This window comes from Pseudomonas sp. xss_2 (genome assembly GCF_043104195.1).
GTDB classification, from domain to species: domain Bacteria; phylum Pseudomonadota; class Gammaproteobacteria; order Pseudomonadales; family Pseudomonadaceae; genus Aquipseudomonas; species Aquipseudomonas urmiensis.
Window position 1 is genome coordinate 21,198 of the sequence record NZ_JBICKL010000045.1, and the last position, 22,173, is coordinate 43,370.

The following is a 22,173-nucleotide window of genomic DNA, read 5'->3' on the forward strand; positions in this document are numbered from 1 at the left end:
GTTCTTTTCAGTAAGGCTAATGGCTTAGTCGAGCACCGGCCGCAGGAAGCTTCGCTCATAACTCAGAATGAACCGCTGCTCGGTCGCCAGGGCGAACGCGGCGATGCATTCTGGATCGGTTTCAGAATCTTTGCGGTACTGTTCGTACGCCGCCAGGCTTGGGAAACTGAACATCGCGTAGGCGATATTGTTGGCGCCCTCGCAAGGCAGGAAATAACCATGGTGGGTGCCGCCCATGCGGTTGACCAGATGAATCCACAACCGTGAGTAGTGCTCGAAGGCGGGTATCTGATAAGGGTCGATGACGTATCTGAGGTGGCAGGTAATCATTCGCTCATTCCTTTGCTGCGAGGTGGGGCGCACACCTTAGCAGGCAACCCTAGCAGCGTCGATTAGCGCCCCGTCAACGTGAGCACCAGGGTTTGACTCATCAGCTCATAGCCTTCGCGCAGCGCCCTCGGCGGCAGACCCTTGTGACAGGGTGTGCCGGGATTTTCCTCTGTATGGTCCGATTGGCCCCCATCTGTAGCTTATGCCAGCTGCCTGCCTGCTTTAGCATCGATGGCCCAGCCTAGGTGCAAGTTATGAACGAGACTCCCCGCACAATCGATTTTTCCGGCCTGATGGTGCGTCGGTTGCAAACGGGTGACCACGCGATGATCTGTGCCCAGCGCGAAAAAATGTTCGTTGAGGCCGGTGGTGAGCCTGCCCAGCTGCGCGTCATGACCGAGCACTTCGCGACCTGGTTACGCCCGCGTTTATTCGACGGGCGATACTTTGGCTTCGTCCTCAGCGATCAAGGCAAAACCGCTGCGGCGATTGGTTTGATGAGCCTGGACTGGCCGCCGCATCCGGCTCATCCAACCTGCGCCCAGCGTGGCTATGTGCTCAATGTGTTCGTCGAACCGGACTACCGACGGCGCGGGCTGGCCTCGGCCTTGATGAACCTGGCCGAGGCCGAGTTCGCCCGGCGCGGCATCGGCTTTGCCATTCTCCATGCCACCGAACATGGCCGGCCGGTGTATGAAAACCTGGGCTGGGTACCGACCGCTGAGATGGCCAAGGCCATCCCGCTCGATTGAGCGACTAACACGCCCTACAGCATTTCACTTTTATTGAGTTCCAAGACATGGATATCCACTTGCTCCTCGCTTATTCCCTGGTTGCCGCGATTGCCATCGCCAGCCCTGGGCCTGCCTCATTGATGGCGATCAACAACAGCATCCAGTACGGCGCACGCTCGGCCATCTGGTCGTCGCTGGGCAACGTCAGTGGCCTGTTCTGCTTGTCGGCAGCGGCGATGCTCGGCTTGGGGGCCTTGCTTGCCAGCTCGGAAATACTGTTCAACGCAGTGAAGATTCTGGGGGCGGCTTACCTGTTCTACCTGGGCGCAAAGCAGCTGTTAAAGAAGAATTCGATGCTTGCGAACGATGGCGCGGGCAGCAGCAAGGCCAACAGACCGACGCGGATGAAACTGTATAAGTCGGCGTTTCTCACGGCAGCGACCAACCCCAAGGCGACCATGTTCTTCACCGCGCTGTTCCCGCAGTTCATTGACCAGGGGGCTGCATTGCTGCCGCAGTTTCTGATCCTTACCTCGATCTTCATGGCGCTGTCGCTGATGTCGCTGGGGCTGTACGCAATGCTCGCCTCGCGGGCCAAGGGCGTGCTGACCCGGCCGGCGTTTTCGCGCTGGGTCAGTCGGGTGGTAGGAACCACCTTCATTGGCTTCGGCGCGGCGATTTTGATGATGCGCCGGCAGACGGCCTGAGCGCGGCGCTGGGCTTCAGCGCGGATACGCGCGCAGCTGCGCTACCGCCGAGGCAGCCTGCTGCTGGTCGGGCAGGGCCAAGGCCAAGCGGTACAACAACAGATGCGCGCGGCACAGGGCGTCTGGCTGGTCTGCGTGCTGGCGCGGCTTGACGAACAGCTCGCGCGCTGCGGGCATGCTGGCCTGGGCCTGGATAAACAGGGCATCGAGGTTGGCTTTGAGCAGCGACGCTGTGGCGTCGCTGGGGTTTTGCGCTGCGGCCTCGATGACGCCGCGCTGAGCCTCCTGGATTTGTTGCAAGACAGTCGCTGGTACCGCTTCGGCGTAGCTGAAGCCTGCCGGTAGCGTGCCAAGAATGTAGTTTTTGCACTGCTCGGGCGCATGCTCTTGCAGGGCCTGCATCAGCGCCACCTGGGCGTGCCAGAACGCCAGGGTTGGCGCGGCAGGTGCCATGTCCAGCGCCTGAGTGACCAGGATCGAGCTCTCGCGCCCGGTCAACCCACTGAACTGAGCGAAGCTGCTGGCCTCATCCAGTGCCTTGGCGGCCTCGGTCTTGATCGCCTGGTAGCGCTCGGGATCGGCTTGGGCAAGGGTTCTGAACACGAAGTTGCCTTGCAGGAAGCTATCGAGCTGGCCTGGTTGCTTTAGTCGCAGCAGTCGGCCATCGCTGAACCGCCCAGGATCGACCACCGCGGTGACGATCCGCTCGTGCAGCAGTTGCTCGCTTTGCGGATACCACATGGCGCTGGGAGGGGTACTGAGCATCTTGTCGCTGAACGCTGCCGATACGCCATGCTCATCGAAGGCCTGGCGATACATAGCGCGCATGAACTGAGGCGCAGTGTCACTGCCGTAGAGGTTTGGGCTGTGGAAGCCCAGGCGCCCCTGATGACCCAGCAGCCGCTGCTTGCCGGCCAGGAACAGCAGGGTACAGGCACTGGAACACTCAGCGTTGGTATAGGTGGTGAAGCCGTTTTCCTTGATACGCAGGGCAATCGCCCGGGCTTCGCCCAACAGCCCGCCGGGGCTGTCCAGCTGGACTGTGGTCAGCTGTGGATTGGCCCTGAGAAGCTGCTCGAATGTGCTCAGGCTGCCGGGTGACAGAGCGCCGGCAATTTCCACTTCGTGCTCGCTGAGCAGGCTGATGCGGTGGGCAGGTAACGAATCGGGGCTGCTGACCATTTGCGCCAGCGACTTGAGTGCCGGGTAGAACCCCAGCAGCAGTTCGCGCCCGCTCACCAACAGCACTGCCAGCACCAACATGCGCACCAGAGTAACCCAATAGACCTTGCCGCCTTGTGCCTTGTGACGCTTGGCCGAGCGCCTGACCCCCACCGCCTGCCAGATGGCCACCGCCAGGGTGATACACAGCAGCGGGATCAGCACGGCAACCAACGCCTTTGGACTGAGTGGGTAGCGCACCAGCAGCCAATACAGCAGCAAGAAAATGGGCAGCGACAACACGCCCAGCAACATTTCGTTGACCCACAACGACGTCGCCAGCGACAGCTCGCCACGCCAATGGCGCACGATGTAATGGCGGCGAGGTTCAGGCAGCGGGTCGTCGACCGATCGTTCCATGATCCGGGGTTCCGTTACGAGAGGGGGGAGAGCGGCTACGGATGATAATCGATCAGCTGTTGGCGACGGTAGGAAACCGCATCGCGGCTGGCAATCGAGGGCTGTGAGTTCCACTATTGAAGCTGATCGAAGAGATGACGGAGGTGCGTCATGCAGCGATTCAGCGCAGGGTGCCTGTGCGGCGATGTGCGGATTGAAGCAACGGGGAGGCCCTACCGGGTTGGCCTGTGCCACTGTCTGGATTGTCGAAAGTTTCACGGGGCGTTGTTTCATGCCTCGGCGATCTTTGCTCAGGCGGCGGTGACGATCACGGGTGAGACGCGCGATTACGCGGGGCGGCATTTTTGTCCGCGTTGTGGTTCGTCGGTGTTCAATCGCAGTGCTGATGAAGTCGAGGTCAATCTTGGGGCGATGGATGCGCCTGATCAACTGCAGCCTACCTATGAAAGCTGGACGGTGCGCCGCGAGGGCTGGTTGCCGGCGTTTGCCCTGGCCAAGCATTACCCGCAGGACCGTGAAGGGGTAGGGCGTGGCGAGGATTGATGGCGTGTCAGTGCCGGCCTCATCGCGGGTCAAGCCCGCTCCCACGCAGGCCGCTCAGGTCTTCGTGGGAGATGGGCGTGGGAGCGGGCTTGCCCCGCGATGAGGCCGGCACAGTCAACCCATTGGCTTGGGCTTTACAACCAGTAAGTCACCCCCCACCAGCCCAGGCCACCCATCACTACGGTATACGGCAAGGCCATCCACACCATCCGTCCGTACGACAGCCGAATCAGCGGGGCAATCGCCGAGGTCAGCAGGAACAGAAACGCTGCCTGGCCATTGGGCGTGGCCACGCTGGGCAGGTTGGTGCCGGTATTGATCGCCACCGCCAAGGTCTCGAAATGCTCGCGGCTCATCGCACCGTTGACAAATGCTTGCTTGACCTCGGTGATGTAGATGGTCGCCACGAACACGTTGTCGCTGATCGCCGACAGCAGGCCGTTGGCCAAGTACAACATGCCTGGCTGCTGCTCGGCCGGTAGGGCCAGCACCGAGGCGATCAGCGGGCTGAACAACTGCTGCTGATGGATCACTGCGACCACCGCGAAAAACACCACCAGCAACGCCGTGAACGGCATGGCGTCCTGGAACGCGCGGCCCAGGCGGTGCTCGTCGGTAATGCCGGTGAACGCGGTGATCAGCACGATCACCATCAGGCCAATCAAGCCGACTTCGGCGATGTGCAGACCCAGGCAGACAATCAGGATCAGCGCGGCAACCCCCTGCACCAGCAGTGCCAGGCGTTGCGCTGGGGTGCGCGCGGCATCGTCCTCGGCGGCGTGGGCGGCCAGCACCTGGCGTACGCGCTCGGGCATCAGGGTGCCGTAACCAAACAGGCGCAGCTTCTCCAGGGCCACGCAGGTCACCAGACCGGCGGCGAGTACTGGCAAGGAAACCGGCGCCACCTTGAGGAAGAAATCGGCGAAGTGCCAACCCAGCTCATGGCCGATCAGCAGGTTCTGCGGCTCGCCGACCAAGGTGCACACCCCGCCCAGCGCCGTGCCGACCGCGCCATGCATCAACAGGCTGCGCAGAAAGGCGCGGAACTGATCGAGGTCTTCACGGTGCAACTGGGCGACCTGCTGGTCGCTGGCCAGCTCGGACTCTTCCCGGGGGTTGGCCCCAGACGCCACCCGGTGATAAACCGCATAGAAACCCACCGCCGCGCTGATGATCACCGCCGTCACGGTCAGGGCATCGAGAAACGCCGAAAGAAACGCCGACAACACGCAGAACAACAGCGCCAGCAGCGCCTTGGAGCGCACCCCCAGCAGGATTCGCGAGAACAGGAACAGCAACAGCTCCTTCATGAAGTGAATGCCCGCGACCATGAACATCAGCAGCAGGATCACCGGGAAGTTGTGCAGCAGCTCTTCGTACAGCGCCTGGGGCGTGGTCAGCTTGATCAGCAAGGCTTCGATCAACAGCAGACCGCCAGGCATCAGCGGATAGCACTTGAGGGCCATGCCCAACGTGAAGATGAACTCGATCACCAGCAGCCAGCCTGCGGCCACTGGGCCAGCGCTCAGCAGTACCAGTGGGTTGAGGATCAGGAACAGGCAGATGACCGCCTTGTACCAAAGCGGCGACTGGCCCAGGAACGAGTGGGCGACAGTGCCGGCCAGAGAGCGCGACATGAATTTGTATCCTTATGATTCTGCAGTGGCGCAAAGTGCCCCAAGCGGGCGCATCGCGCAAGCTGTGCAGTCCCGCTTTTGGCACAAGTGCGGCCTGTGGGGTGCGCTATAGTCCGGCGCTGAACCCTTTTCCCACAGGAGTGCCGCCCGTGACCGACTACACCGCGTTCAAGGTCGAACTGACCGACAACATCGCCCACGTTCAGATCAATCGCCCGGAAAAGATCAACGCAATGAATGCGGCGTTCTGGGAAGAGATCATCGCTATCTTCAAGTGGATCGACGACACCGATGCGGTGCGGGCCGTGGTCATCAGCGGCGCAGGCAAGCATTTCTCCTCGGGCATCGACCTGATGATGCTGGCGTCGCTGGCCAACCAGCTGGGCAAGGACGTCGGTCGCAATGCCCGCCTGCTGCGCCAGACCATCCTGCGCATGCAGGCTTCGTTCACCGCCGTCGACAATTGCCGCAAGCCGGTCTTGGCGGCGATCCAGGGCTATTGCCTGGGCGGTGCGATCGACCTGGTCTCGGCCTGTGACATGCGCTACTGCAGCAGCGATGCGCAGTTCTCGATCAAGGAGATCGACATGGGCATGGCCGCCGATGTCGGCACCTTGCAACGCTTGCCGCGGATCATCGGTGATGGCGTGATGCGCGAAATGGCCTATACCGGTCGTCACGTCGAGGCCGAAGAGGCGCGGCAGATCGGCCTGGTCAACCGGGTCTACCCTGATCAGGCGGCGCTGCTTGACGGAGTCTTTGCCATTGCCCGGGAAATTGCGGGAAAATCCCCCATTGCCGTGGCCGGCACCAAAGAGATGATCGGCTACATGCGCGACCATCGCATCGACGATGGCCTGGAGTACATCGCCACCTGGAACGCCGCCATGCTGCAGTCCGAAGACTTGCGGGTAGCCGTGGCGGCGCACATGAGCAAACAGAAACCGACGTTCGCCGACTGATTGGGCGGGGGACGCGCTTGAAGGAAGCCGAACATGTCAGCACGCTGGACTACCGCAGTACTCGACCCGCAGATCTCTGGGGGCTGGGCCGTTGCCCGCGGCCCGGACGGGTTCCTGGTGGATGACAACGGCGCGCTGTTCCCTCGCCAGTGGCTCAAGCGCCAAGCGCTGGACGTACTCAGCGAGCACGGCATCGGCCACTTCGACGGCGAGCCGGTGTTCTTGCTCGAACTGCGCAGCGCTGGCGAAGTGGCCGGTTGTGGCTGGCGTGGCCTGCGCCAGTTCATGCTCGAAGGCGATTTCGATACCTACAAGCTACTGGGCTATGCCGCGCAGATCGGCACCTGGGCGCGTGAGCACCGGTTCTGCGGCAGCTGCGGCCAGGCGATGACGCAGATCCACTGGGAGCGGGCGATGTACTGCCAGCATTGCGATCTGCGCAGCTACCCACGGATCTCGCCGAGCATGATCGTCCTGGTGACGCGCGGTGACGAGATTCTGCTGGCGCGCTCGCCGCGCTTTGTCACTGGGGTCTACAGCACCCTGGCTGGTTTCGCCGAACCTGGTGAGTCGGCAGAGGACTGCCTGGTGCGCGAAGTGCGTGAGGAAGTGGCGGTGCAGGTGAAGAACATCCAGTACGTGGGCAGCCAGTGTTGGCCATTCCCGCATTCGATGATGTTGGGCTTTCATGCCGAGTACGCCGGTGGCGAGATCGTCATGCAGCCGGATGAGATCGAGGATGCGCAGTGGTTCAACGTCCATGCGTTACCGCCACTGCCGGCCGGGCGTTCCATCGCCCGGCACCTGATCGACCTGTATGTCGCGCGCCGCTTAGGCTTGCCCGAACCAGTGCTGCCAGGCTAGGCGCACGGTCAACGCCAGCACCACGGTGATGAACACCGGGCGGATGAACTTGCTGCCACCGCTGATCGCCGTGCGTGCACCGAAGAAGGCGCCGACCATCACTGACAGGCCCATGGCCAAGCCGACGATGTAGTCCACTTGCCCAGACACGATGAACACCGTCAGCGCCGCGATGTTGCTGACGAAGTTCATGCTGCGCGCCACGCCGCTGGCGCGGACCAGGTCGATCGGGTACAGCAGCAGCGTACTGACCGTCCAGAACGCCCCGGTGCCAGGGCCTGCCACGCCATCGTAGAAGCCCAGGGTGAAGCCCTGCGGCACCTGCCAGGTTTTCTTGATCGGTGCATCGGCATCCAGCGGTGCTTTCGGCGTGCCGCCAAACAATAGGTAGATACCGCAGGCGAAGACGATCACCGGGAGCATTTTGTTCAGCCATTCGGCGGGCAGATAGTGAGCGATGATCGCTCCCAGCAGTGCCCCGACCAGGGTGGCGAACAGGGCAGGGCGCCACTGCGCCGGGTGGAACAGTTTGCGCCGGTAGTAGGTGAAGCCGGCGGTGGCCGAGCCGAAGGTCGAGCTGAGCTTGTTGGTGCCCAGCACCAGGTGCGGCGGCATGCCTGCGGTGAGCAGTGCTGGTGTGGTCAGCAGGCCGCCACCGCCGGCAATGGCATCGATGAAGCCGGCGACGAAGGCGACTGCGGCGAGGATCAACAGGGTGAGCGGTTCTACGGAGAGTTCGAAAGGCATGAGGGTTCGGGCTGCGGCAGGGCGCGGCAAAAGGCCGCGCTAAAGCCTGCCATGGTAGCCCTCGGGGTGAAGGGTTGCCAGTGTTGACCTCATCGCGGGGCAAGCCCGCTCCCACGTTGGCCCTGCGATAAACCCAGCTATCGTCACAGGGGCCGGTGAGACTGCCAGCTATCTTCACAGGAACCAGCGGTACTCCCTGGCACTGACCTCCTGCATGAATGCCAGGTGATCCTGACGCTTGTTCTCGCAGTAGACCATCACGAACTCCTCGCCCAGGCCTTCCAGCACGGGTGGGTAATCGCGCATCGCGGCTACGGCGCTCAGCAGATCCTTGGGAAAATCAATACCGCTGCCACGATCTTCATTGAGCGGCGCGATCGGTTCCTGCGCCGCGTCCAGGCCATGCTCCATGCCCGCTAGAATGGCCGCCAGTACCAGGTACGGATTGGCGTCGGCCCCGGCCAAGCGGTGCTCGATGCGCAGGTTGCGCGGATCCGACTCGGGAATGCGGATGCACGCGTCGCGGTCTTCGAACCCCCAGCTGGCGCGGCTGGCGGCATTGACCATGGCGCCATAGCGCCTGAACGCATTGTGGTTGGCGGCAAAGATCGGCATGCAATGCGGCAGCAGCGCCAGGCAACCGGCCACCGCATGGCGTAACGGCCGTTGCTCGTCAGCGGCCAACAGGTTGTTGCCGGCCTGGTCATACAGGCTGACATGCACATGCATGCCGCTGCCCGGCGCCTGCAAGTAGGGCTTGCTCATGAAACTGGCGCGCAGGCCGTGCTTGAGGGCCACACCGCGGGTGCTGCGGCAGAACAGCGCCGCCCAGTCGGCGGCGCGCAGGCCGTCGTCGCAGTGGCCGAAGTTGATCTCGAACTGGCCGGGGCCCAGCTCAGCGGTGATCACGTTTGCGTCCACGCCTTGCGCGTTGGCGGTCTCGACCATCTCGCGCAGCACGTCGCTGAAGCGCGACAGCCGTTCGATGTGCATGTTGGGCTGGTCATCCAGGTCGCCGCTGAGCGGGTCGCGGGGGAACTGCGGCACACCGTCCTGGAGCGTGCGCTCGAACAGGTAGAACTCCAGCTCGAACGCCACCACCGGGCGAATGCCGCGACGCTGCAGGCGTTGCAGCACGCGGGCGAGCACTTCCCGAGGCTCGAACTCGATGGGGGCGGCGGTGCCGTCGGAGCTGATCAGCATCTGCCCCAGCGGTTCACGCTCCCAGCTAACCGGCTTGAGGGTGCCGGCGATCAGCCGGCGTGGCGCGTCCGGGTCGCCGTCGTTGAAGCAGTAGTCGCCAATGTCGAACAATCCGCCTTGCACGCCGAGCAGTACGCAGTTTTGCGGCAACTTCAGCGCGCTGCCCGCCGCGACTTTTTCCAGCATGTCGATGGGGTAGCGCTTGCCGTAGAAATGCCCGGGGATGTCCAGGCTGATCAAGTCGACATAGCGTACGGCGGGGTGTTGGCTGCGAAACGCGCGTACTTCACTGAGCAAATCGGCAAAACCTTGAATGCTGGTCATGGTGTGCTCTCAACGGAAGACCCAGAGGACGCGGGTCGCCTGGGTGGACAGGTTGGCATAGCGAAAATGACGGTTGGGCGGCAGCTGGAAGCTGTCGTTGGGGTAGAGGGTGACGGGCTCATCCTGGCCATCGAGCCAGAGGGTCAGCTCACCTTGCAGAACAAAGCCGCCTTGCTCGGAGCTGTCGTTCAGGTGCCCCTCGCCACTGCTGGCACCCGGTGCCAGGTGGCTATCGAGCATCGAGAAGCCGCCGTTGAGCTTGGGCGACACCAGCACATCAGTAACGCCACCGGCGTAGTACAGCGTGCGCCGCTCATCCGGGCGGGTGACCCAGTCCAGCGCGCGCGGTTTGCTGACGTTGTAGAAATAGGTAGTGGGCACCTTCAATGCTTCGCTGATGGCGGTCAGGTCAGCCACGGTCGGGCGCGACCGGCCGCGTTCGACCTGGGACAAGAACCCTACCGAGCGATTGATCTGATTGGCCAGTTCATCCAGGGTCAGCCCACGGTGCTTGCGCAGGTCGCGGACCAGGATCGCCAAGCCTTCGATTTCATCTTGCATGTTCATTGCCGTGGCTCCGATCAGAAGTTGTCGTGTAGCCGGTACCAGGCCTTGGCCGCCGCCTCCAGTGGCGCGGCCAGCAAATCGCCGCCGGGGAAGCGGCCGTTGTCGATGCCCTGGTACAGGCTTAGCAACTGCTCATCGCCGAGGATCGCATCGCTGACCGCCCGCGCCCCGGCCAGGGTCGGCAGCACGCCATGGCCGGAAAACCCCTGTAGCCAGTAGCGCTGGCCCTGGCGGCCGATGTCTGGGGTGCGTTGGATGCTGCAGTCGATATGCCCGCCCCAGGCATGCTCCAGCACGACCCCGGTCAGTTGAGGGAAGACCCGCTCCAGGTAGGGCCGAGTGGCGCTGGCGATGTCCTTGGGAATACCACCCAGATAGGTGCAGCCGCCGCCGAACAGCAGGCGATGGTCTGGGGTCAGGCGGAAGTAGTCGGGGACGAACTGGTTGTCGATCACGCAGCTGTTGCGCGGCAGCAGCGATTGGGCGAAGGCCGGTTCCAGTGGTGCGGTGGTCACCTGGTAGGAGCCCACCGGCAGCAGCCTGCGTGCCAATGGCCGATCGAGGCGGTCGATGTAGGCGTTACAGGCCAGCACCAGCACCTGGCTGCGGACCTCGCCGTGATCGCTGCGGGCGACGAAACCGCTGGCGGTTTGCTGGTAGTCGTGGACTTGGCTCTGTTCGAAAATCTGCCCGCCAGCGGCTTCGATGGCACTGGCCAGGCCTTGCGCCAGCTTCAGCGGGTTGAGGTGGGCGCCATTGGGGTCATACAGCGCGGCCTGGTAGCGGGGGCTGTCGATCCATTGGGGTAGTTCATCGTGGCCGATCAGGCGCAGGGCGTCGTAGCCCCATTTTTCCTCGGCTTCGCGTTTTGCCTGGGCAAGCTGGTTGACCCGGCGGGGTAGCACGGCAGTCCACAGGCTGCCGGTCCGGTAGTCGACATCGAAGCCATGGCGCTGTGGCAGTTCACGCAGCTCCTGGGCAGCCCAGCACATGCTGTCCCATAAACGGCGGGTACGCTCAAGGCCCAGGGCTTTTTCCAGCGGCGGCATATCGCACGACCAGCCCAGCAGCGCCTGGCCGCCATTGCGCCCGGACGCTGCCCAGGCGGCCCGGCTGGCTTCCAGCAGAGTTACCCGCTTACCGGCCAGGACCAGGCGCAGGGCCGTGTGCAGGCCGCTGAAGCCGGCGCCGATGATCAGTACCTCGGTATCAATCGGGCCTTGCAGGGTAGGGCGTAACGGGATCGGTGCGGGGTAGGTTTGGGCGTAGTAGCTGGCGACGTGCTGTGCGGATTGCTTGAACATGCCGAGCCTCATGAAATTTATTGTTGTTAATTTCATGAAAATTTAGCAGAGGATTTTCATTGTGCCAGTGAGGTTTGTAGGCATGCGCCGGCCTATTCGCGCCGAACCGCCGCGAAGAGGTCAGCACAGACACCCACCCAACAGGTAAGCTTCGCCTCGAACGCCCAGTTTCATCCCTCGAACAAGAGCGATTACCGCCATGCGCCGCCTACCCTCGCTGACTGCCCTGCGCACCTTCGAATGCGCCGCCCGCCACGGCCATTTCGGCCGTGCCGCCACCGAACTGTGCGTCACCGACAGCGCCGTCAGCCACCAGATCCGTCAACTGGAAGAGCAGTTGGGCGTGGCACTGTTCGAGCGCGTCGGTCGCCAGGTGCGCCCCAGTGCGGAAGCCGAGCGCCTGCTGCATCACCTGCAACAGGCCTTCGAGTTGATCGGCAAGGCCTGCGATGAGCTGCGTGACCCAGCCTCCCAGGCGGTGCTGCGGGTGGCGGTGACTGCGGAGCTGGCGCAGAAGTGGTTGGTCGCCCGCTTGGCCGACTTCAGCAGCCGCTACCCGCACATCACCCTGCACCTGCACGACCAGCCAATCGATGCTGGCGCCCCGGCGCTGGATGTCGATATCGCCATCACCTACGGCACCAGTGCGTTGGATGCCAGTACTCATTTCGTCCGGCCGCTGCCGTTGTTGCAGTTCTTTCCAGTGTGCAGCCCTGGACTGTTCAACCAGGGCGGACTCAAGCGCCCACGCGACCTGGTACGCCACTGCCTGCTGCACGACGACCAGGACGGCAAGACCTGGACCACCTGGCTGGCCACTCACGCCGATGACGCGCTCCCCACCCGCCAACTGTATTTTCCCCACGCGGCGTTGGCCCTTGAGGCGGCGGTGCTGGGCCAGGGCGTGGCGATGGGCGACAACCTGACCTGCCAGGCTGATCTGCAAAGTGGCCGTCTGGTGCGCCCGTTCAGTGCCAGCGTCACTGCCCAAGGGCAATACGCCCTGGTGTGCGAACGCCTGCGCCTGGAGCGCGCAGCAGTGGCGGATTTCGTCGATTGGTTCATCGAACAGATCGCCGAACCCTGAATTGAATTCACCTATCGCTGAGTTTTCATCGTTGGAAGCGTGGCGTTGGGCGGCGTAGCGTCTGCTCATCCCATCCAGTGACGACGAGGTTGACCCATGGCACGTTCGCTTACCACCACTCCCAAAGTTGATGGTTTCCGCCTGCCCGGAGAGTTCGAGCCAAAGGCTGGCTGCTGGCTCGGCTGGCCGGAGCGCACGGATGTCTGGCGCAACGGGGCAAAGCCTGCGCAAAACGTCTGGGTGCAGATCGTCAGTGCGATCGCCAGCAGTGAGCCGGTGACGGTCTGCGCATCCGCTGCCCAGTACGCCAATGCCCGGCGGGTACTGCCCGAGCAGGTGCGGGTGGTGGAAATGACCTGCAATGACACTTGGTTCCGTGACAGCGGGCCGTGTTTTGTGGTCAACGACAGCAGCGGCGAGGTGCGCGGCGTCGACTTTGAGTTCAACGCTTATGGTGGGCTCGATGGCGGTCTGTACTACCCGTGGGACAAGGACGATCAGATCGCCCGCAAAGTCCTTGAGATCGAGAACCTGGAGCGCTATCGCGCCCCATTGATCGCCGAGCTTGGCGGGATCCAGAGCGACGGCCAAGGCAGCCTGCTGACCACCGAACAATGCCTGCTCAACCGCAACCGCAATGCCCATCTGGGCAAGGACGAAGTGACCCGCAGGCTGCAGGACTATCTGGGCGCCGAGCAGGTGATCTGGTTGCCACGGGGCTGCAAGTTCGACGAAACCGACGGCCATGTGGATGATCTGGCCTGTTTCGTGCGCCCTGGTGAAGTGGTGCTGCAATGGACCGACAACCGCGACGACCCGCAATGGGAAATCTACCAGGAGGCCTACGATATCCTGCGTAGCACCCGCGACAGCCGTGGCCGCGAGCTTAAAGTTCACAAGTTGCCCCAGCCGGATGTGCTGCAATGGACTGCCGAAGAAGCTGCCGGCCTGGATCAGGTCGAAGGCACCCACCTGCGCGAGGCGGGCACGCGCATCTGCGCCTCGTATATCAACTATTACGCGGGTAACTCGGCGATTGTCGTGCCGCTGTTTGGCGACCGCAATGACAGCGTGGCGCAGGCGACGTTGGCTGAATTGTTCCCTGGGCACCGCATCATCGGCATCGAAAATTCCCGCGAGATCCTGCTGGGTGGCGGCAACGTGGCCTGCATCACCATGCCGCAATACGCTGGGGGACGCCGCTGATGAAACTGCGCAACCTCGCCCTTGCCGTGGCGTTGGGCTGCGCAGGGGCGGCGGCCCAGGCCGCCGACGCACAACAGCCGACCGTCAACCTGTACATCTGGGGCGAATACCTCGCCCCGGACACCCTGGCCAACTTTGAGAAGCTCACGGGCATCCGGGTGGTTGCCGATCATTTCGATTCTCTGGAAACCGCCGAGACCAAGCTACTCACCGGTGGCAGTGGCTACGATCTGGTGCTCAGCGCCGGTCAGCACCTGAGCCGAGCCATTGCCAGCGGCGCCTTGCAGCCGCTGGACAAGGCCAAGCTGCCGCACCTGCAGGGTATCGGTGAAGAGTTCCGGCAGCACATGGCTGTGTTCGACCCTGGCAACCGCTACGCCGGGACTTACGCCTGGGGCACTACCGGGGTGGGCTTTCAGCAGCAGGCGGTGCAGGCGCGGCTGGCCGATGCGCCGCGCGATAGCTGGGCGATGTTGTTCGATCCGCAGGTGGTGGCGAAATTCGCCGATTGCGGGGTCAGCCTGCTGAATGATCCCAATGAGGTGTTTGCCGCGGTAATGCGCTACCTGGGGTTGGACATCAATCAGCAGCGCCTGGAAGACCTCAAGCTGGCTGAGGCGCAGCTGCGCAAGATACGGCCCTACATCCGCTACTTCGACAATGATCGCAACATCAATGACCTGGCCAATGGCGAAACCTGTGTGGCGATGTCGTGGAACGGCAATGTGGCGATTGCCCAAGGCCAGGCGCAGCAGGCGGGCAAGCCGTTCAGCCTGGATTACCGGATTCCGCAGGAGGGCACGTTGATCTGGCTCGATGCCCTGGTGGTGCCCAAGGATGCACCGCATCCACAGGCCGCCTGGGCGTTGATGGACTACTTGATGCGCCCTGAGGTGATCGCGCCGATTACCGACACCATCCACTATGCCAATGCGATAACCGCCGCTGATGGCCTGGTGGATGCGCAGATTCGCAATGCGCCCGGAACGTACCCGCCAGCAGAGGTGCGGGCGCGGTTGTATAGCAAGAATGACAATGGCAAGCAGTTCAATCGCGAGCTGACAAGAGCCTTCAGCCGGCTGAAAAGTGGAACCTGAAACCTTGCAGTCAATACAGGCCCTACCGCTGGGCAAGCCCCCCTATACACATGCAATTGGCGTGGGAGCGGGCTTGCCCCGCGATAGGGTCGATAAAGCCTAGGCAGTTGTTGTCTTACCCCGACTTTGCCTTGGCTTGCCACTCGCAGCCTTGGTCGCTCCAGCGGCCTTGGCCTTGCCGCCACTGCGGCGCTTTTTCTTCCAGGGCGCACCTTTGCCACCTGCCGGTACCAGCGGCCCACTGATGGTCATGCGCATGCCTCGGCAGCGCTCGACCAGTTTGCCCATCCATGCCGACTGCCGGGCGACGAACTCTTCCAGGCTCATCTCGCCACTTTGCACCATGTCCAGCGCCTGCTCCCAGATCGCCGTGGTGCCAGGGTCGGCAATCGCCCGGGGTACGGCATCGATCAGGCTGAACGCCGCCGGGGTAGCCGCCAGCGCCTTGCCATTTTTCACCAGGTAACCACGATCGAGCAGGCCTTGAATGATGCTGGCGCGAGTCGCTTCGGTGCCGATGCCGGTGGTGTCCTTGAGCTTTTGCTTGAGCTTGGGATCGTCGACCAGCTTGGCGACGTTCTTCATGGCCTTGATCAGATCGCCTTCGGTGAAGGGCTTGGGCGGCTGGGTCCACAGGTCCTTGAGTTGCAGGCCATGCACGGCGCAGTCCTGGCCTTCGCGTAGCGCGGGTAGTACCTGCGCAGGTGGCGCTTCACGGCCTTTGGCTGGGGTCAGCGCTTCGGGCAGGGCGCGGCGCCAACCCGCCTCGACGATCTGCTTGCCCACCGCGCGCAAGGCGTGGCCGGCGCAATCGAATTCGGCCTGGGTGCGGTCATACTCGTGATTGGCCAGGAACTGCGCCAGATAGCGTGCCCGCACCAGGGTGTAGACCGCCTTGTGCTTGGGCGGCAGTCGCGTGGGATCGCTGGCTGCGGCGGTGGGAATGATGCCGTGGTGCGCGCTGACCTTTGCGTCGTTCCAGGCCCGGGAGCGGCGCTGCGGTTGCAGATGCGCGTGCAGTGGCGCAAGGCTGGCGTCGGCGCGTTGCAGGACGGCGAGAATCGCCGGGGCCTCGGCGTGTTGGCTTAGCGGCAGGTAGCCGCAGTCGCTGCGTGGGTAGGTGATCAGTTTGTGGGTTTCGTACAGGGCCTGGGCAATGTCGAGGGTTTCCTGGGCGCCCAGGCCGAGCTTTTTCGAGCACACCTCCTGCAGGGTGCCCAGGTCGAACGGCAGCGGTGCTACCTCGCGCACGCGCTCGGTGGTCACCTTGCTCACCCTGGCATTGGCGGCAGCGTTGATCTGGGCGGCGGCTTGCTGGGCCAAGCCCTGGTTGAGGCAGCGACCCTGATCGTCACAGGCATCTTCAGGTGCGCGCCATTGGGCGTTGAATACGCTGCCGGCGTGTTCCAACTGGACGTCGATGGCCCAGAACGGCACGGGTACGAAGTCAGCGATGCTGCGATCACGGTCGACCACCAGGCGCAGCGTCGGCGTTTGTACCCGGCCCACTGGCAACACCCCTTGGTAGCCAGACTGCTGGCCGAGCAGGGTGAACAGCCGGCTCATGTTCATGCCGATCAACCAGTCGGCACGCGAACGGCCCAGCGCTGAATGGTACAGGCTGAAGGTTTCATTGCCGGGTAGCAGGTGTGCCAGGGCCTTGCGAATAGAAGCGTCATCCAGCGCCGACAGCCACAGTCGCTGGATCGGTCCGCGGTAGCGGCAGTGCTCGACCAGCTCGCGGGCGATCATCTCGCCTTCACGGTCGGCGTCGGTGGCGATCACCAGCTCACGGGCTTGGCCGAGCAGGCGTTTGACGGCCTTGTATTGGCTGGCAGTCTTGGGCTTGACCAGCATCTTCCACTTATCCGGGATGATCGGCAGGTCAGCGAGGTTCCAGCGCTTGTAGCGGTCGTCGTAATTGTCGGGTGGGGCGGTTTCAAGCAGGTGGCCGATGCACCAGGTGACGCACAGGTCAGGGCCTTGCCAGCAGCCATCGCCGCGGCGGTTGGCGCCGAGGACTTGGGCGATGTCTTTGGCCTGGGAAGGCTTTTCGCAGAGAAAGAGGCGCATGGCCGGCAACGCTTCGTGGGCAAACGATGGGCGTTAGGATGCGCAAAGAGAAGGGGGGAAGCAAGCTATATCTGTATGGATGTACAGCTTTTTGTGTCGCGCAGCTAATTGGCTGTCGACCCTGATCGCGGGGCAAGCCCGCTCCCATCCAGGAGCAGGATTGCCTCACGAGGATCAGATCAGGCGATCTCGTGGGAGTCGCGGACCATATCTACGTGCGGGATACCGGCCTCGAGGAATTCCTCGCTGACCACGCGAAAGCCCAGCCGCTCGTAGAATGGCGTGGCATGCACCTGGGCACTCAAGGTCTGCTGCTTGAGGTCGCGGTGCTGCGCTTCGGCGATCACTGCCTGGACCAGCGCGTCGCCTACCTTCAGGCCACGCCAGTCCTTGAGCACCGAGATGCGGCCGATGGTGCCATCGGCGAGCAAACGGGCGGTGCCGATCGGGTAGTCGCCTTCCAGGGCCAGGAAGTGCACGGCTTCCTGGTCTTCGGCATCGAACTCCAGCTCAGGTGGAATGTGCTGTTCGGCGACAAACACCGCTTCGCGGATGCGGCGGATATCGGCGTTGTCTTTATGCCAGTCGGCGAGGCGAACGCTGATTTTATTCATTGGCGAATCCCACACTCCCTTGTTTGACCAGCTGGCAGACCAACGTGCGGCCTTCTTCGTCTTTGAGCCACTCTACAAGGTTTTCGATGTGCAGTGCGTCGGCCGCGCAGATCAGCTTCAGCAGTTCGCGCAGATGGCCCGAGACCAGACGGCTCTGGCCGCTGGCGAACAGCAGCAGGTTGTCGTCGACTTCCGACCAGGCCAAGCGCGCGCTTGGGTTGCGCACCAGGATCGCGCCTTGCTCCAGGCTGTCGATCAGCTCTTCTTCGCTGAGCTCCTCGCCAGCAACCTGCTCGGGGTAACGCGGCTCGGTCATGAACTGGCCGAACCAGGTCAGCAGCAGGCGCTCGTCGCCCATGTGCTCGGCGAGCAGGGCCTTGAGGCGGTCGAGGGCGTCGTGCTGGATCTGGTGCGGGTCGCTGACCGGCTGGGCGTCGGCGTCGCTGTAGCGCTCTTCGTCCGGCAGGAACTGGCTGAGGAAGTCGGTGAAGTGGGTCAGCACTTCAGCGGCGCTCGGCGCACGGAAGCCGACCGAGTAGGTCAGGCAGTCGTCTTCGGCGACGCCGTAGTGGGCCAGGCGTGGTGGCAGGTAAAGCATGTCGCCCGGCTCCAGGCTCCACTCGTCGGTCTGCTCGAAGTCGGCGAGAATGCGCAGGTCGGCGTGCTCGATCAGCGGGCTGTCGCTGTCGCACATCTGGCCGATCTTCCAGTTGCGGTTGCCGTGGCCTTGCAGCAGGAACACATCGTAGTTATCGAAGTGCGGGCCGACGCTGCCACCAGGGGCGGCGTAGCTGATCATCACATCGTCGATACGCCAGCTTGGCAGGAAGCGGAAGTTTTCCAGCAGCTCGGCCACTTCCGGGACGAACTGGTCCACAGCTTGTACCAGCAGGGTCCAGTCACGCTCTGGCAGCTCGGAGAAGGCGTCTTCGGCGAACGGGCCGCGGCGCAGCTCCCACGGACGCTCGCCGTGCTCGAGCACCAGGCGCGACTCGACTTCCTCTTCCAGGGCCAGGCCGGCCAGCTCGTCGGGGTCGATCGGGCTTTCGAAATCAGGAAAGGCCTGGCGCACCAGCAGGGGCTTCTTCTGCCAGTAGTCGCGCAGGAATTCACGAGCAGTCAAACCGCCAAGCAGCTGCAGTGGAGTATCAGGATTCATGTTCAACCTATTGAAAAAACGTAATTTTCGTCCGGGAATAAAAACGCCCGGCCAGGCCGGGCGTTGCACGCGGGCACAGACTTAGATGCGTTTGGCCTGGGCCACGGCGTTACCGATGTAGGTCGCCGGGGTCAGCAGCTTGAGCTCAGCCTTGGCTTCGGCTGGCATATCCAGGCCGTCGATGAAGGTCAGCAGCGCTTCAGGGGTGATGCCCTTGCCACGGGTCAGCTCCTTGAGCTTCTCGTAGGGGTTTTCGATGTTGAAGCGGCGCATGACAGTCTGGATCGGCTCGGCCAGGACTTCCCAGCAGGCGTCCAGGTCGGCGGCGATGCGCTGGGTGTTGATTTCCAGCTTGCCGATGCCTTTGAGGCTGGCTTCGTAGGCAATCACGCTGTGGGCAAAGCCGACGCCCAGGTTGCGCAGCACGGTGGAGTCGGTCAGGTCGCGCTGCCAGCGCGAGATCGGCAGCTTGCTGGCCAGGTGCTGGAACAGTGCGTTGGCGATGCCCAGGTTGCCTTCGGAGTTTTCGAAGTCGATCGGGTTGACCTTGTGCGGCATGGTCGAGGAGCCGATTTCGCCAGCGACGGTCTTCTGCTTGAAGTAACCCAGGGAGATGTAGCCCCAGACGTCACGGTCGAAGTCGATCAGGATGGTATTGAAACGCGCGATCGCATCGAACAGCTCGGCGATGTAGTCGTGCGGCTCGATCTGGGTGGTGTACGGGTTGAACTGCAGGCCCAGTTCGTCTTCGATGAAGGCGCGGGCATTTTCTTCCCAGTCGATCTGCGAGTAGGCCGACAGGTGGGCGTTGTAGTTGCCCACGGCGCCGTTGATCTTGCCCAGCAGCGGCACGGCGGCAACCTGGGCGATTTGACGCTCCAGGCGGTAGACGACGTTGGCCAGCTCTTTGCCCAGGGTGGTCGGCGAAGCCGGCTGACCGTGGGTGCGCGACAGCATTGGCACGTCGGCGTACTGGTGGGCGAGGGCGCGGATCGACTCGGCGATCTGGCGCATCAGCGGCAGCAGTACGTCGTCACGGCCTGCGCGCAGCATCAGGGCGTGGGACAGGTTGTTGATGTCCTCGCTGGTGCAGGCGAAGTGGATGAACTCGCTGACCTTGGCCAGTTCAGGCAGTTGCGCAGCCTGCTCCTTGAGCAGGTACTCGATCGCCTTGACGTCGTGGTTGGTGGTGCGCTCGATTTCCTTGACGCGCTCGGCGTGTTCCAGCTTGAAGTCGCTAGCCAGGGTATCGAGCACGGCGTTGGCCTCGGCGGAGAACGCCGGCACTTCACCGATCTGCGGGTGAGCGGCCAGACGCTGCAGCCAGCGCACCTCGACCAGGGCGCGGAAACGGATCAGGCCGTATTCGCTGAAAATGGGGCGCAAGGCCTGGGTTTTGCCGGCGTAGCGGCCGTCTACAGGGGAAACCGCAGTGAGCGAGGAAAGCTGCATGGGGTGTTCTCGGACAGTCAGGCTTTTGGAAGGGCGCATATCATACATGAAAAATGCGTCCGGGTCGGGTGGCTGACCAAAGGTCGGGCCATTTCGAAGCGTGTGGTACCTGGCGTGGGAGCGGCCTGGCCCCGCGCTGGCGGTGGTGCATTCGGCATCGCTATCGCGGGGCAAGCCCGCTCCCACGGTTCACTTCAGTCGTTGGGACGCATCATCGCGTACAGCTCGTTGAGCAGCTTGCGCCGGCTGAACACCAGCTGCCAGCGGTGCCCGCCCAGCTGGCGCCACAGGCGTGCGGCGCGGATACCGGCGAGCAGCAACGCGCGGATCTTCGAGGCGTTGCTGGCCTGCTGCAAGAAGCGCATGTCGCCATGTACCTGGATACGCTGGCGCAAGGTGCTCAGGGTGTCCTGGTACAAGGCTCCACTGGAAGCGATGACGTTTTCATGAACCAGGCCGAAATGGTCGGCCTGCGACTGGATCTGCGGCAAGCGGTTGCCGATGGTCTCCAGCAGGTCGTCGCGCTTGGCCAGCTGCCGCTCCAGGCCAAGCATCGACAGGGCATAGCGCAGCGGCTCGCGCTGCAGGCTGCTGGGGTCGCGCTCCAGGGCGCCGACCAGCGCACGATAACCATCGCGCAGGTTGAGGTCATCGCCGCCGAACACTTCCAGGGTGTCCTTGGGGTCACGTACCAGCAGGCTGTTCAGCATGCAGCCGATGTTGGCCTCGGTGGCCTGGCCGGTGCGTGCGATCCGGTCGACCAGCACCGCCGCCTGGAACACGCCGCCAAGGGCAATCAGTTGCTCCTGGAGGTTGCTCATGGACGAGGGCTCCAAGGCTCGGCGGTTTCGATCACGCCGCCGCCCAGGCACACCTCGCCGTCATAGAACACCACCGATTGGCCCGGAGTGACGGCGCGCTGTGGTTCGTCGAACACGGCGCGGTAGCCGTTTTCCGTGCGCTCCAGGGTGCAAGCCTGATCGCCCTGGCGATAGCGGACCTTGGCCGTCAGGCGGCGCGGCGCAGCCAGGTCGATCGGGTTGACCCAGTAAATCTGCGAGGCGAGCAGGGCGCGGGAGAACAGCCACGGGTGTTCGTTGCCCTGGCCGACTACCAGCACGTTGCGCTCAAGGTCCTTGACCAGCACGTACCACGGATCGTCACCGGCATCCTTCAGGCCGCCAATACCCAGGCCCTGGCGTTGGCCGATGGTGTGGTACATCAGGCCATGGTGGCGGCCGATCACTTCACCTTCGGTGGTTTCGATGTCGCCCGGCTGGGCCGGCAGGTACTGCTTGAGGAAGTCGCTGAAACGTCGCTCGCCAATGAAGCAGATCCCGGTGGAGTCCTTCTTCTTGGCGGTGGCCAGGCCATGCTTCTCGGCAATGGCGCGTACTTCGGGTTTTTCCAGCTCGCCAACCGGGAACAGGGTGCGGGCGATTTCCTTGCCGCCAACGGCGTGCAGGAAGTAGCTCTGGTCCTTGTTCGGGTCCAGGCCCTTGAGCAACTCGGTGAGCTCGCCAGTGTCGCGACGGCGCACGTAATGGCCGGTGGCGATCAGGTCGGCGCCCAGCGACAGGGCGTAGTCGAGGAACGCCTTGAACTTGATTTCGCGGTTGCAGAGGATGTCCGGGTTCGGTGTGCGGCCTGCCTTGTACTCTTCAAGGAAGTGCTCGAACACGTGGTCCCAGTATTCGGCTGCAAAGTTGGCGGTGTGCAGCTTGATGCCGATGCGGTCGCACACGGCCTGGGCGTCGGCCAGGTCTTCGCGGGCGGTGCAGTATTCGGTGCCGTCGTCCTCTTCCCAGTTCTTCATGAACAGACCTTCCACCTGGTAGCCCTGCTCGATGAGCAAAAGGGCGGAGACGGAAGAGTCCACGCCGCCGGACATGCCGACGATGACGCGGGTCTTGGCGGGGTCTTTGAGTGCTGGGCTGGTCATGGCTACCGATGTGTATCAGGGAAAAAGGTCGATTCTATCA

General features: G+C 63.2%; 21 protein-coding genes. 8 read left to right on the top strand and 13 right to left on the bottom strand.

Annotation, left to right across the window (positions count from 1 at the left end; translation table 11 throughout):
* Window positions 1-24: 24 nt before the first annotated feature.
* A complete protein-coding gene (locus tag ACF8K2_RS07795) occupies window positions 25-330 on the bottom strand; it encodes an NIPSNAP family protein (RefSeq protein WP_392464203.1) in 306 nt (101 codons plus the stop codon).
* A 254-nt stretch (window positions 331-584) separates the two neighbouring features.
* Between ACF8K2_RS07795 and ACF8K2_RS07800 the strand changes: the two genes are divergently transcribed.
* Window positions 585-1,082: a GNAT family N-acetyltransferase gene (locus tag ACF8K2_RS07800; protein ID WP_392464205.1), complete on the top strand. Its 498-nt coding sequence runs from the start codon at window positions 585-587 to the stop codon at window positions 1,080-1,082.
* 47 nt (window positions 1,083-1,129) lie between these two features.
* The gene (locus ACF8K2_RS07805) at window positions 1,130-1,771 is read left to right on the top strand and encodes a LysE family translocator (RefSeq protein WP_186557216.1); all 642 of its coding nucleotides are present in this window, start codon (window positions 1,130-1,132) and stop codon (window positions 1,769-1,771) included.
* Between the two features lie 15 nt (window positions 1,772-1,786).
* Here the strand turns inward: ACF8K2_RS07805 and ACF8K2_RS07810 are convergent, their stop codons facing one another.
* Complete coding sequence (locus tag ACF8K2_RS07810; RefSeq protein WP_392464207.1) at window positions 1,787-3,352, bottom strand: hypothetical protein; 1,566 nt, start codon at window positions 3,350-3,352, stop codon at window positions 1,787-1,789.
* Between the two features lie 150 nt (window positions 3,353-3,502).
* Here ACF8K2_RS07810 and ACF8K2_RS07815 point away from each other — a divergent pair, with 150 nt between their 5' ends.
* Window positions 3,503-3,895: a GFA family protein gene (locus ACF8K2_RS07815; protein ID WP_186557214.1), complete on the top strand. Its 393-nt coding sequence runs from the start codon at window positions 3,503-3,505 to the stop codon at window positions 3,893-3,895.
* A gap of 134 nt (window positions 3,896-4,029) precedes the next feature.
* Here ACF8K2_RS07815 and nhaB read toward each other — a convergent pair whose 3' ends face one another.
* The gene (nhaB, locus tag ACF8K2_RS07820) at window positions 4,030-5,532 is read right to left on the bottom strand and encodes a sodium/proton antiporter NhaB (RefSeq protein WP_392464208.1); all 1,503 of its coding nucleotides are present in this window, start codon (window positions 5,530-5,532) and stop codon (window positions 4,030-4,032) included.
* 149 nt (window positions 5,533-5,681) lie between these two features.
* Here nhaB and ACF8K2_RS07825 point away from each other — a divergent pair, with 149 nt between their 5' ends.
* Together ACF8K2_RS07825 and nudC are read left to right on the top strand one after the other, a co-directional pair.
* On the top strand, window positions 5,682-6,494 hold the full coding sequence (locus ACF8K2_RS07825; protein WP_392464209.1) for a crotonase/enoyl-CoA hydratase family protein: 813 nt from the start codon (window positions 5,682-5,684) through the stop codon (window positions 6,492-6,494).
* 33 nt (window positions 6,495-6,527) lie between these two features.
* On the top strand, window positions 6,528-7,358 hold the full coding sequence (gene nudC, locus ACF8K2_RS07830) for an NAD(+) diphosphatase (protein WP_186557211.1): 831 nt from the start codon (window positions 6,528-6,530) through the stop codon (window positions 7,356-7,358).
* Here nudC and ACF8K2_RS07835 read toward each other — a convergent pair.
* The 4 genes from ACF8K2_RS07835 to ACF8K2_RS07850 form a co-directional block, all read right to left on the bottom strand.
* The gene (locus ACF8K2_RS07835) at window positions 7,326-8,105 is read right to left on the bottom strand and encodes a TSUP family transporter (RefSeq protein ID WP_186557210.1); all 780 of its coding nucleotides are present in this window, start codon (window positions 8,103-8,105) and stop codon (window positions 7,326-7,328) included. The genes nudC and ACF8K2_RS07835 overlap by 33 nt on opposite strands.
* Before the next feature lie 174 nt (window positions 8,106-8,279).
* Window positions 8,280-9,632, bottom strand: a complete 1,353-nt coding sequence (locus ACF8K2_RS07840; protein ID WP_392464211.1) for a glutamine synthetase family protein — start codon at window positions 9,630-9,632, stop codon at window positions 8,280-8,282.
* A 9-nt stretch (window positions 9,633-9,641) separates the two neighbouring features.
* On the bottom strand, window positions 9,642-10,199 hold the full coding sequence (locus ACF8K2_RS07845; RefSeq protein WP_392464213.1) for a helix-turn-helix domain-containing protein: 558 nt from the start codon (window positions 10,197-10,199) through the stop codon (window positions 9,642-9,644).
* A 14-nt stretch (window positions 10,200-10,213) separates the two neighbouring features.
* Window positions 10,214-11,503, bottom strand: a complete 1,290-nt coding sequence (locus ACF8K2_RS07850) for an NAD(P)/FAD-dependent oxidoreductase (protein WP_392464214.1) — start codon at window positions 11,501-11,503, stop codon at window positions 10,214-10,216.
* A 199-nt stretch (window positions 11,504-11,702) separates the two neighbouring features.
* On the opposite strand from ACF8K2_RS07850, the gene ACF8K2_RS07855 reads away from it, so the two are divergent.
* The 3 genes from ACF8K2_RS07855 (at window position 11,703) to ACF8K2_RS07865 (ending at window position 14,893) form a co-directional block, all read left to right on the top strand.
* The gene (locus ACF8K2_RS07855; RefSeq protein ID WP_186557206.1) at window positions 11,703-12,590 is read left to right on the top strand and encodes a LysR substrate-binding domain-containing protein; all 888 of its coding nucleotides are present in this window, start codon (window positions 11,703-11,705) and stop codon (window positions 12,588-12,590) included.
* 96 nt (window positions 12,591-12,686) lie between these two features.
* A complete protein-coding gene (gene aguA, locus ACF8K2_RS07860) occupies window positions 12,687-13,796 on the top strand; it encodes an agmatine deiminase (protein WP_392464215.1) in 1,110 nt (369 codons plus the stop codon).
* Complete coding sequence (locus ACF8K2_RS07865; RefSeq protein ID WP_392464216.1) at window positions 13,796-14,893, top strand: extracellular solute-binding protein; 1,098 nt, start codon at window positions 13,796-13,798, stop codon at window positions 14,891-14,893. Before aguA ends, ACF8K2_RS07865 begins: the two co-directional genes overlap by 1 nt.
* A 99-nt stretch (window positions 14,894-14,992) precedes the next feature.
* Here the strand turns inward: ACF8K2_RS07865 and ACF8K2_RS07870 are convergent, their stop codons facing one another.
* The 6 genes from ACF8K2_RS07870 to mnmA all read right to left on the bottom strand — a co-directional run bounded on the left by ACF8K2_RS07870 (window position 14,993) and on the right by mnmA (window position 22,133).
* Entirely contained in the window at window positions 14,993-16,966 is a 1,974-nt protein-coding gene (locus ACF8K2_RS07870; protein ID WP_392464217.1) for a DNA topoisomerase III, read from the bottom strand.
* Between the two features lie 179 nt (window positions 16,967-17,145).
* On the bottom strand, window positions 17,146-17,580 hold the full coding sequence (locus ACF8K2_RS07875) for a GNAT family N-acetyltransferase (protein ID WP_186557202.1): 435 nt from the start codon (window positions 17,578-17,580) through the stop codon (window positions 17,146-17,148).
* Window positions 17,573-18,739 (bottom strand): cupin domain-containing protein, encoded by a 1,167-nt coding sequence (locus ACF8K2_RS07880; RefSeq protein ID WP_186557201.1) that lies wholly within the window; start codon window positions 18,737-18,739, stop codon window positions 17,573-17,575. Before ACF8K2_RS07880 ends, ACF8K2_RS07875 begins: the two co-directional genes overlap by 8 nt.
* Window positions 18,740-18,820: 81 nt before the next feature.
* Window positions 18,821-20,191 (bottom strand): adenylosuccinate lyase, encoded by a 1,371-nt coding sequence (purB, locus tag ACF8K2_RS07885; RefSeq protein ID WP_186557200.1) that lies wholly within the window; start codon window positions 20,189-20,191, stop codon window positions 18,821-18,823.
* A 194-nt stretch (window positions 20,192-20,385) separates the two neighbouring features.
* On the bottom strand, window positions 20,386-21,012 hold the full coding sequence (hflD, locus tag ACF8K2_RS07890; protein ID WP_186557199.1) for a high frequency lysogenization protein HflD: 627 nt from the start codon (window positions 21,010-21,012) through the stop codon (window positions 20,386-20,388).
* Entirely contained in the window at window positions 21,009-22,133 is a 1,125-nt protein-coding gene (mnmA, locus tag ACF8K2_RS07895) for a tRNA 2-thiouridine(34) synthase MnmA (protein WP_186557198.1), read from the bottom strand. Before mnmA ends, hflD begins: the two co-directional genes overlap by 4 nt.
* Window positions 22,134-22,173 lie beyond the last annotated feature (40 nt).